Below are 10,223 nucleotides of genomic sequence, written 5' to 3'. Positions count from 1 at the left end.
CAACCCCACACGGCGGCAGCGCCCTTGCCAGTCACCACGCAACCAAACCGGACCATAACCACCAAGCCACAGCCCACCCACACCCTCACACTGAGCGCCCTTGACGCGACGGATCGGCCGTGAACACTCAAAGATCGGGGCGGGGGTGGGCCCCGGAGCAGGGCGCCCAACGCCCGGTGGACCCCGCTACCCGAAGCGCCCGCCGCAGCCCGCATCCAAAGCTCCCCACAGGCCCCCGGAACCCCAAGCGCCCACTCCCCGCAGACCCCGCCACCCAAAGCTCCCCGCAGACCCGCATCCGAAGCTCCCCGCGGGCCCCCGCCACCGAAACACCCAGCACCCCGCGGGCCCCCGCCACCGAAACACCCAGCACCCCGCAGGCCCCCGCCACCGAAACACCCAGCACCCCGCAGGCCCCCGCCACCAAAGCACCCAGCACCCCGCAGGCCCCCGCCACCAAAGCACCCAGCACCCCGCAGGCCCCCGCCACCGAAACACCCAGCTCCCCGCAGGCCTCCGCCACGCAAACACCCAGCACCCCGCAGGCCTCCGCCACGCAAAGCGCCCAGCGATAATGTCCCGGCAGCGTCAGAGCTTCGAACGCCCAGCCCCAGCGACAACAAACGTCACCGCGCCCCACCCCGCCGCAGCGCGCGCACATCCCAAACCGCCGCCACGAGCGACGCCACTCCCGCGGCCATCCCGAGATACCGCCCGGCCCCGGCGTAGAACCCGACCCCGCCGGCCTTCAGCAGCTCCCGCGCGTCCTCGTCGAACTGCCAGCCGATGCCCAGCCACGCGAGCACCATCAACGCCAGTGCCACCACCGCCGCGATCAGCCACAGGTGCGGCAGCCCGCTGCTGCGGACCTTCGGCCGCTGCCCGAGCAGTACGACGGCCACCCCCGCCAGCACCAGCACCAACGGCCCGGCCCAAGCCAGGAACCCCGTGGTGAAGGCGTTGCGCGCCACCTCGTTCGACGGCAGTTCGTTGAGCGCCTCTTCGACGTCCTGCTGCGTCGCAGACAGGTTCGTCCACGGCAGGAACAGCGACCCCACGGCGACGAGCCCGGCCGCGAGCGCGACCCACTCCCGCCACGACACCCGCGAAAGGGAAAAGCCCGGCGCGGCCCCGCCGGCGCGGCCGACCGCGCCGCGCGACGCCCCGCCGGGCTTCGAGCCTCGAGCCACCGTCAGGCGCCGACCCGCTCGATGATCAGTTCCCGCACGCGTTTCGCGTCGGCCTGGCCCTTGGTCGCCTTCATGACCGCACCGACGATCGCACCCGCGGCCTGGACCTTGCCGCCGCGGATCTTGTCCGCGATGTCCGGTTGCGCCGCCAGCGCCTCGTCGACCGCCGCGAGCAGGGCCGAGTCGTCCGAGACGACCTTCAGGCCGCGCTTCTCCACGACCTCGTCCGGCTCGCCCTCGCCCGCCAGCACGCCCTTGACGACCTCACGCGCCAGCTTGTTGGTCAGCTCGCCCGACGACACCAGCTCCGTCACGCGCGCCACCTGCGCCGGGGTGATCGCCAGCTCCGCCAGCTCGACCTCGCGCGCGTTCGCCTCCTGCGCCAGGAAGTTGACCCACCAGCCACGCGCGTCGTCCGGCTTCGCGCCGGCCGCGACGGTGGCCTCGACCAGGTCGACCGCACCCGAGTTGAACAGGTCCCGCAGCTCCTCGGGCGTCAGGTCCCACTCGGTCTGGATGCGCTTGCGCCGGTCCGCGGGCTTCTCGGGCAGCGTCTTGCGCAGCTGTTCGACCCACTCGCGCGACGGCGCGATCGGCACCAGGTCGGGCTCCGGGAAGTACCGGTAGTCCTCCGCGGTCTCCTTGGTGCGCCCGGCGGACGTGGTGCCGTCGGCCTCCTGGAAGTGCCGCGTCTCCTGCGTGACCGTGCCGCCGCTCGCGAGCACCGCGGCCTGGCGCGTCATCTCGTACCGCACCGCCCGCTCGACGCTGCGCAGCGAGTTGACGTTCTTGGTCTCGGTCCGCGTGCCGAACTCCGTGGCACCCTTCGGCATCAGCGACACGTTCGCGTCACACCGCAGCGAGCCCTGGTCCATCCGCACGTCCGACACGTCCAGCGCCCGCAGCAGGTCCCGCAGCGTGCTCACGTACGCGCGGGCCACCTCCGGCGCCCGCTCGCCCGCACCGGTGATCGGCTTCGTGACGATCTCGATCAGCGGCACGCCCGCGCGGTTGTAGTCGAGGAGCGAGTAGTCCGCGCCGTGAATCCGGCCTGTGCGGCCTCCTACGTGCAGCGACTTGCCGGTGTCCTCCTCCATGTGCGCGCGCTCGATCTCCACGCGCACGACCTCGCCGTCGTCCAGCGTCACGTCGAGGTAGCCGTTGAAGGCGATCGGCTCGTCGTACTGCGAGGTCTGGAAGTTCTTCGGCATGTCCGGGTAGAAGTAGTTCTTCCGGGCGAACCGGCACCACTCCGCGATCTCGCAGTTCAGCGCGAGCCCGATGCGGATCGCCGACTCGACGCCCTTGCCGTTGAGCACGGGCAGCGCGCCGGGCAGGCCGAGGCACGTCGGGCAGACGTGCGTGTTCGGCTCGCCGCCGAACTCGTTGGCGCAGCCGCAGAACATCTTCGTGTTCGTGTTGAGCTCGACGTGCACCTCGAGCCCCAGCACCGGGTCGTAGCGCTCCACGACCTCGGCGTAGTCCATCAGGTCGGCGACAGCGGTCACGCCGACACCCCCTTCAGCTCCGGAAGCCGGTCGAGGAAATCGCCGCGCGCGACCTCGTAGGCCGCGCCGACGCGGTAGAGCCGGTCGTCGGCCAGCGCGGGCGCCATGATCTGCAGGCCCACCGGCAGACCGTCCTCATCGGACAGTCCACTGGGGACGCTCATCGCCGCGTTGCCCGCCAGGTTGGCCGGGATCGTGCACAGGTCGGCGAGGTACATCGCCATCGGGTCGTCCACGCGCTCGCCGAGCTTGAACGCCGTGGTCGGCGTGGTCGGCGAAACCAGCACGTCGACCTTCTCGAACGCGGCGTCGAAGTCACGCGTGATGAGCGTGCGCACCTTCTGGGCCGAGCCGTAGTAGGCGTCGTAGTAGCCCGAGGACAGCGCGTACGTGCCGAGCATGATGCGCCGCTTGACCTCCGGGCCGAACCCGGCCTCGCGGGTCAGCGACATGACGTCCTCGGCGCTGTGCTCACCGTCGTCGGCGACGCGCAGGCCGTAGCGCATGGCGTCGAACCGGGCGAGGTTCGAGGAGCACTCGCTGGGCGCGATCAGGTAGTACGCGGGCAACGCGTAGGTGAAGTGCGGGCAGGACACCTCGACGACCTCGGCGCCCAGCGCGCGCAGCTGGTCGACGGCCGCCTCGAAGGAGCGCTGCACGCCGGCCTGGTAGCCCTCGCCGCTGAACTCCTTGACCACGCCGACCTTGATGCCCTTGAGGTCGCCCCGCAGGCCTTCGCGCGCGGCGGCCACGACCGGCGGCACGGGCGCGTCGATCGAGGTCGAGTCGAGCGGGTCGTGCCCGGCGATGACCTCGTGCAGCAGCGCGGCGTCCAGCACCGTGCGCGCGCACGGGCCCGCCTGGTCGAGGGAGGACGAGAACGCCACGAGCCCGTACCGGGAAACGCCGCCGTACGTGGGCTTCACGCCGACGGTGCCGGTGACGGCGCCGGGCTGGCGGATCGAACCACCGGTGTCGGTGCCGATCGCGAGCGGCGCCTCGTACGCGGCCAGCGACGCGGCCGAGCCACCGCCCGAACCGCCGGGGATGCGGGCGTGGTCCCACGGGTTGTGGGTGGGGCCGTACGCGGAGTTCTCCGTGGAGGAGCCCATCGCGAACTCGTCCATGTTCGTCTTGCCGAGGATCGGCAAGCCCGCCTCGCGCAGGCGGCGCGTGACCGTCGCGTCGTACGGCGGGAGCCAGCCCTCCAGGGTCTTCGAGCCGACCGTGGTGGGCATGTCCTTGGTGGTGAGCACGTCCTTGAGCGCGAGCGGCACCCCGGCGAGCGCGGACGCGCGCTCGGGCGCCTCGTCGACGGCCTTCGCGGCCGCCAGCGCACCCTCGGCGTCGACGTGCAGGAACGCGTGCACGAAGTCGTCCACGGCGGCGATGCGGTCCAGGTGGGCCTGCGTCACCTCGACGGCCGAGACCTCGCGGGCTGCGAGCTTTTCGGCCAGCTCAGCGGCGGTGAGGCGTGTTAGGTCGGTCACTGTTCCTCCCCGAGGATCCTCGGTACCCGGAAGCGTCCCTCTTCGGCGGCCGGCGCGCCCTGCAGCGCCTGCTGCTGCGTCAGCCCCGGGCGCACGACGTCGTCGCGGAAGACGTTGGTCAGCGGCACGGCGTGCGACGTGGGCGGGATGTCGCCGTCGGCGACCTCCTGCACCTTGGCCACCGAGTCCAGGATCTGGTCGAGCTGACCTGCGAAGACGTCGAGCTCTTCCTCGGTGACCGCCAGCCTGGCGAGTTTGGCGAGATGCGCGACCTCGGCACGGGAAATGTTGGGCACGCGGGTGACTCCCGGGGTGTGCGGATCGTTGGGGTTTTCGGCACCGCAAGTCTATGGCGAGCGGCTGGACCGGTTGCGCCGGGGCGCAACAGCACTTGCGCCACCTGTTGCGTCGTACCGTGACGAAACCGCGCAGGTGAGCGGTGTTCGACCGAGTCGGTACGCAACTGGCGGCACGCGCAGTTGCGCCGCACTTGTTCGGTTGCAGGTGCAGCGCAATTGCGCGTGCTTCAGTGTTGCGCAACAGTTGCCGTGCTCCTGTTGCGCAAGATCACACCTGGTCAAGCCCGTCCTCGGGCCGGTAGGTGTGCCACTGCTCGTTTCACCGTTCCCCCAGCGTGCGGGTCGGTCGAGCAACACAACTGCTCAGTCCTGGTTATGCCAGCTTGCGCGCGGAACGGTCTCGGAACGCGGACGACAACTCCCGGGAGGAGGATGGGTCTGTCACAATCAGCGGCCGGTGTGCGCTTCCGGGCAAGGCGGGGGCGCCAGTCCCGAGAGGGGTTCGCGTTGTCCTTCCTGATCCGGGTTCAGCTCCCGGACTCGCCGGGGACCCTCGGGGCGGTCGCCACCGCGCTGGGCACCATCGGGGCGGACATCCTCAGCGTGGACGTGGTCGAGCGCACCGGTGGCGTCGCCATCGACGACCTGGTGATCGAGCTGCCGTCGGGCCGCCTGCCGGACGCGCTGATCACCGCGGCCGAGAGCATCCCCGGCGTCGAGGTGGACGCGGTGCGCCCCTACGCGGGCGTGCTCGACACCCACCGCGAGCTGGAACTGGTGGAGGAGATCGCCGCGCAGCCCGCGAAGGGCTTGGAAACCCTGGTCGAGGGCGTGCCGCGGATCATCCGCGCCGGCTGGTCGATCGTGGTGACCGGTTCGGAGGAGGGCGTGCAGCGGCTCGCGTCGTCCAGCGCCGCGCCGGAGGTGCCGATCACGCACCTGCCGTGGCTGCCGCTGGAGCGCGCGACGGTCCTCGACGGCGAGGACGACTGGGTGCCGGAGACCTGGCAGGAGCTGGGCACGGAACTGGCCGCGACGCCGCTCGGCAAACCGGGCAAGGCGCTGCTGGTCGGACGGCCGGGCGGGCCCATGTTCCGCGCCGCGGAGGTCGCGCGGCTGGCGCACTTCGCGGGCATCGTCGCGGTCGTCCTCGAGGGTTGATTCTCACCGCTGCCGCGCCGCGCCCGTGATGTTGCGGGCCATCCCGCCGAAGACGATCGCGTGGAACGGCACGACCGACTTCCAGTACAGGTGCCCGGCGAGCCCGTGTGGCTCGAAGATCGCCCGCTGGCGGTAGACCGAACCCCCGCCCGGCCCGGGGGTCACGGTCAGTTCGAGCCACGCCCGCCCTGGCAGCCGCATCTCGGCGCGCAGGCGCAGCAGCCGCGGTCGCTCCAGCTTCTCGACGCGCCACCAGTCCAGCGCTTCGCCGGGGCGCAGCCGGCGCCGGTCGCGGCGGCCACGGCGAAGGCCGACGCCCCCGGCGAGCCGGTCGATCCAGCCACGTGCCGACCACGCCAGCGGGAACGAGTACCACCCCTGTTCCCCGCCGATCGACTCGATGACCTGCCACAACGTCTCCGGATCGGCGTCCGCCGGCAACTCGCGGACGTCCTCGTACAGGCTGCCGCCCGCCCACTCCGGATCCGTCGGCATCGGGTCCGACGGCGCGCCCGGCGTGGTCGCGTCGGACCAGCGGGTGGGCACGTCTGCGTTGCGGACCCGCGCGAGGGCCAGCTCGATGGCGCGTTCGAAGTGCGTCGCTGGCGGATCGGCGATGTACCGCGTGATGTCGTGTTCGTGACAGACGACCTCGTGCACGAGGGATTCGATCAGCGGCACGGCGATGCTGCGTGGCACGGGCGTGACGAGGTTGACCCACTGCGCCGACAGCCACGGCGTCAGCACGCGGACCGGCACGACGAGCCGTCGCGGCAGCCCCGCGACCTCGGCGTAACGGCGCATCATCTCGAGGTACGTCAGCACGTCGGGACCGCCGATGTCGAACTCCCGGTTGACCTCCGGTGGCAGAGCGACCGCGTGCACGAGGTAGTGCAGCACGTCCCGGACGGCGATGGGCTGGATCCGGTTGTGCACCCAGCGCGGCGTCACCATCGCGGGCAGGCGTTCGGTGAGGTAGCGCAGCATTTCGAAGCTCGCCGATCCGGAGCCGAGGATGATCGCGGCACGCAGCACGGCCGTCGGCACGCCGGAGCCGAGCAGGATCCGGCCGACCTCGGCACGCGACGCGAGGTGCTCGGACAGTTGGTCGCCGTCGGGGGTGATGCTGCCGAGGTAGACGATGCGGCTCACGCCGGCCGCCTTCGCGACCTCGGCGACAGTGCGAGCACCCTGCCGGTCCAGGCTGGCGAAGTCACGCTGGTGCATCGAATGGACGAGGTAGTGGACGACGTCCTGACCGTCCACGGCAGACCGGACGCTGTCCGCATCGGCGATGTCCCCGCGGACGATCTCTGCCTCGTCCCGCCACGGGACCTCGGCGAGTTTGCCGGGGGTCCGTGCGACGGCGCGAACGCTGTGCCCGGCCGTCAGCAACTCGGGCACGAGCCGCCCGCCGAGGTACCCCGTCGCTCCGAACACCACACAACGCATCCCCCATCCTCGCTCAGCCGAGCCGGGACGGCCACCAGACGCGTTTGCCGAGGTCCAGTGCGAGCGCCGGCACCAGCAGCGAGCGGACGACGAGCGTGTCCAGCAGCACCCCGAACGCGACGATGAAGGCGATCTGCGCGAGGAACAGGATCGGGATCACCGCGAGCGCGGCGAACGTGGCGGCCAGTACGACCCCGGCCGAGGTGATGACGCCCCCGGTGAGGGTCAGGCCGTTGAGGACACCCTGGCGCGTGCCGTGCTCCGCCGTCTCCTCGCGGACCCGGGTCATCAGGAAGATGTTGTAGTCCACGCCCAGAGCCACGAGGAACACGAACCCGAACAGCGGCACGGCCGGGTCGGCACCGGGGAAGCCCAGAACGTGGTCGAACACCAGCGCCGAGACGCCCATCGTGGCCGCGAAGGACAACACGACGGTCGCGATGAGCAGCAGCGGCGCGACCAGCGCGCGCAGCAGCAGCGCCAGCACCAGGAAGATCACGACGAGCACGATCGGGATGATCAACGCGCGGTCACGTTGCGACGTGTGCTGGGTATCGAGCTGGGTCGCCGTCTGGCCGCCCACCAGGGTGCCGTCGATGGGGTGCACGGCGTCGCGGATGCGCTGGACTGTGGCGAGCGCGGCTTCGGAGTCGGCGGGATCGGCGAGCACGGCGAGGACCTGGGTGCGGCCGTTCGCGGACGCGGCCGGGGTGGTCTGGGCGACGCCTTCGACGTGGGCGGCGAGCGTGACCTCGGTCGTCTTCGCGCTGTCCGTGAGGATGATCGTGGGCGAGCCCGTGCCGCCGGGGAAGTGCCTGGTGAGCACGTCCTGGCCGGTCACGGAGTCCACTGTGGTCAGGAAGAGGTCGGACTGCGCGACACCGCCGGCCTTCAGCTGCGGCACGAACGCGGCACCCACGAGCAGGACGATGGCCGTGCCCGCCCAGAGCACGCGGGGGTGAGCGCCGACGCGGCGGGCGACGCGGGCCCAGATGCCGCGGTTCTCCGGGTGCTCGGAGCCGAATTTCGGGCGCAGGGGCCAGAACGCGGCGCGGCCGGTGAGAGCGAGCGCGGCGGGCAGGAACGTGGTGGCGGAAAGCAGTGCCGCGGCGATGCCGATCGCGGCGACGGGGCCGAGGCCGCGGTTGGACTGCAGGTCGGAGAACAGCAGGCACAGCACGCCGAGGATGACGGTGCCAGCGGAGGCGACGATCGGGGCCAGGGTGGCGCGCCAGGCGAGGTGGATGGCGTCAAGGCGGTGTTCGGTGTCGCGGAGCTGCTCGCGGAAGCGGGAGACGAGCAGGAGTGCGTAGTCGGTGGCGGCGCCGAAGACGAGGATGAACAGGATGCCCTGGCTCTGGCCGTTGAGGGTGAGGACGCCGTGGTCGGCGAGGACGTAGACGGCGAGCGCGGCCAGCCCGAGTGCGAAGACGGCGGAAAGCAGGACGAGGACCGGCAGGAGCACGCTGCGGTAGACGAGCACGAGGATGAGGGCGACCACGAGTCCCGCGACGAGCAGGAGGATCCCGTCGATGCCGCCGAAGGCCGTGACGAGGTCGGCGATCTGGGCGGCGGGACCGGTGACGAGCACGGTGAGGCCGGCAGGCGGGGAGGTGAGCAGGGCACGGATGCGGTCGACGGCCTCACCGGGTTTGTCACCCGCCTCAAGGGGGATCGCGAGCTGGAGGGCCCGCCCGTCCTTGGCGGGTACGGGCGCGCCGAGCGGTGTCGCGACGGCCGGGTCCCGCTGGATTGCCTGGGCGACGGTGGTCAGAAAGCCGGTGTCCTGCGGGGTGACGCCGCTCCCCCGCTCCGCGACGACGATCGCCGGGAGGACCTGGGCGGTGCGGAAGGCCCGCAGTTCGTCCTGCACCTCGGTCGATTCGGCGGACTTGGGCAGGAACGCGGAACTGTCGTTGGTGGCGACGTCACTGAGCTTGCCCGTGAACGGCCCGCCGAACCCGCCGACGGCGAGCCAGCAGAGCACGAGGAGGGCCGGCACCACCCAACGCAGGGGACGCGAAGTCGACATGGCGCCAAGCCCTCTCGCCGTTTGTTCAGCAGGCTGAGTATTTTTGCACGGTTCACCTCGGTCGGCAGCACACGATGGTAAGCAGGGGAAGGAGGTGACGATGGCGGCTTCGCGGAAGGCGGGGGGCCGGGTAGTCGGCGAGGGGGTACCTGCTTCGCGGCGGGCCGGCGGTCGGCCTGGGGACGGGGGGACGGCCGGTTCGCGGCAGGCGGGCGATCGGCCCGCGGCCGAGAGAGCGGCCGCTTCGCCGAGCCCCGAGGTTCCGCCGGTTGACGAGGGGATGGCGACCTGGCCCACCGGTCGCCTGCTGTCGACGGCGGCGCGGGTGGTCGAGCAGCGGTGGACTGACCGGCTCGACGAAATGGGGTTGTCCCACGCGGGCTTGATCGTGCTGCACACGCTGCGCGGCGGTCCGCTTTCGCAACGGGAGCTGGCCCGGCGGTGCCAGGTGACCGACCAGACGATGAGCCGCACCCTGCACCGCCTGCACCGGGCGGAGTACCTGGAGCGTGTGCCCGACCCCACTGACGGCCGCCGCACCGTGGCCCACCTGACCAGAAAGGGCCGCGACGCCTGTGCGGAGGCAGAACGCATAGCCCGCGACGACAGCTCGGTGATAGGGCCGCTGGGAAGTGACACCGCGTTCCGGGAGCGGTTGATCGATCTGATCGAGCACCTGCAGCGGAAGCGATGAAGCCCACTCGCTCGTCGGATGCGGGTGATGACGTGGCAGCGGCCAGCGCGGTGGCTACGGCAAGGCGGCTTCGCAGGGCCTCAGATGACACCGACGCAAGGGGATGGCGCTCCGACAGACGCGGCGTCGCGTCGGCCGAAGGCCACAAGGGCAGCGCGCGAGACAGCCGACGGCAGCGTGGCAAAGCGAATCGCACCCCGACAAACGCAAGGTTGCGCGCGGGCCGGCGCCAGCGGCAAGTGCGCGGGCTACGGCCGGAGGCATGTCGGCAAACGCGGACCACGGCAACCGGTGGCGCCGCGGCAACCGAGAAGGCCACAGCAGGGAGAGCCAACCTGCCCACAGGCGAACGAAACACGAACAAGCGCGGGACAACGATAACCCACGGTCCGTCCTA

8 protein-coding genes are annotated in these 10,223 nt (G+C 71.3%); 2 read left to right on the top strand and 6 right to left on the bottom strand.

Annotation, left to right across the window (positions count from 1 at the left end; translation table 11 throughout):
- Window positions 1-626: 626 nt before the first annotated feature.
- From BMZ92_RS32310 to gatC, 4 genes are all read right to left on the bottom strand, one after another.
- A complete protein-coding gene (locus BMZ92_RS32310) occupies window positions 627-1,103 on the bottom strand; it encodes a hypothetical protein (RefSeq protein WP_091515506.1) in 477 nt (158 codons plus the stop codon).
- Window positions 1,104-1,192: 89 nt separating this feature from the next.
- Window positions 1,193-2,698, bottom strand: a complete 1,506-nt coding sequence (gene gatB, locus BMZ92_RS32305; protein ID WP_091515483.1) for an Asp-tRNA(Asn)/Glu-tRNA(Gln) amidotransferase subunit GatB — start codon at window positions 2,696-2,698, stop codon at window positions 1,193-1,195.
- Window positions 2,695-4,188 carry an Asp-tRNA(Asn)/Glu-tRNA(Gln) amidotransferase subunit GatA gene (gatA, locus tag BMZ92_RS32300; RefSeq protein WP_091515480.1) on the bottom strand — a complete coding sequence of 498 codons (1,494 nt, stop codon included), beginning with the start codon at window positions 4,186-4,188 and terminating at the stop codon, window positions 2,695-2,697. The genes gatB and gatA overlap by 4 nt, the downstream gene beginning before the upstream one ends.
- Window positions 4,185-4,484, bottom strand: a complete 300-nt coding sequence (gatC, locus tag BMZ92_RS32295; RefSeq protein WP_091515477.1) for an Asp-tRNA(Asn)/Glu-tRNA(Gln) amidotransferase subunit GatC — start codon at window positions 4,482-4,484, stop codon at window positions 4,185-4,187. The genes gatA and gatC overlap by 4 nt, the downstream gene beginning before the upstream one ends.
- Before the next feature lie 510 nt (window positions 4,485-4,994).
- On the opposite strand from gatC, the gene BMZ92_RS32290 reads away from it, so the two are divergent.
- Window positions 4,995-5,648, top strand: coding sequence for an ACT domain-containing protein (locus BMZ92_RS32290; RefSeq protein ID WP_091515474.1), 654 nt, complete (start codon window positions 4,995-4,997; stop codon window positions 5,646-5,648).
- Window positions 5,649-5,651: 3 nt separating this feature from the next.
- Here BMZ92_RS32290 and BMZ92_RS32285 read toward each other — a convergent pair whose 3' ends face one another.
- Window positions 5,652-7,100, bottom strand: coding sequence for an SDR family oxidoreductase (locus BMZ92_RS32285; RefSeq protein ID WP_091515471.1), 1,449 nt, complete (start codon window positions 7,098-7,100; stop codon window positions 5,652-5,654).
- A gap of 13 nt (window positions 7,101-7,113) precedes the next feature.
- Window positions 7,114-9,132: an MMPL family transporter gene (locus BMZ92_RS32280; RefSeq protein WP_091515470.1), complete on the bottom strand. Its 2,019-nt coding sequence runs from the start codon at window positions 9,130-9,132 to the stop codon at window positions 7,114-7,116.
- Window positions 9,133-9,412: 280 nt separating this feature from the next.
- On the opposite strand from BMZ92_RS32280, the gene BMZ92_RS32275 reads away from it, so the two are divergent.
- The gene (locus BMZ92_RS32275) at window positions 9,413-9,826 is read left to right on the top strand and encodes a MarR family winged helix-turn-helix transcriptional regulator (protein WP_091515467.1); all 414 of its coding nucleotides are present in this window, start codon (window positions 9,413-9,415) and stop codon (window positions 9,824-9,826) included.
- The last annotated feature ends 397 nt before the right edge of the window (window positions 9,827-10,223 follow it).

It is taken from the genome of Amycolatopsis sacchari, from assembly GCF_900114035.1.
Lineage (GTDB): Bacteria > Actinomycetota > Actinomycetes > Mycobacteriales > Pseudonocardiaceae > Amycolatopsis_E > Amycolatopsis_E sacchari.
The sequence above is the reverse complement of the archived record's forward strand: the minus strand, read 5'-3'. Positions and strand labels throughout refer to the sequence as shown.

What these genes read in the sequence shown, in the direction of transcription:
- BMZ92_RS32275 (WP_091515467.1), top strand. Translation starts at nt 9,413, where the DNA reads ATGGCGACCTGGCCCACCGGTCGCCTGCTGTCGACGGCGGCGCGGGTG.
- BMZ92_RS32280 (WP_091515470.1), bottom strand. Translation starts at nt 9,132, where the DNA reads ATGTCGACTTCGCGTCCCCTGCGTTGGGTGGTGCCGGCCCTCCTCGTG.
- BMZ92_RS32285 (WP_091515471.1), bottom strand. Translation starts at nt 7,100, where the DNA reads ATGCGTTGTGTGGTGTTCGGAGCGACGGGGTACCTCGGCGGGCGGCTC.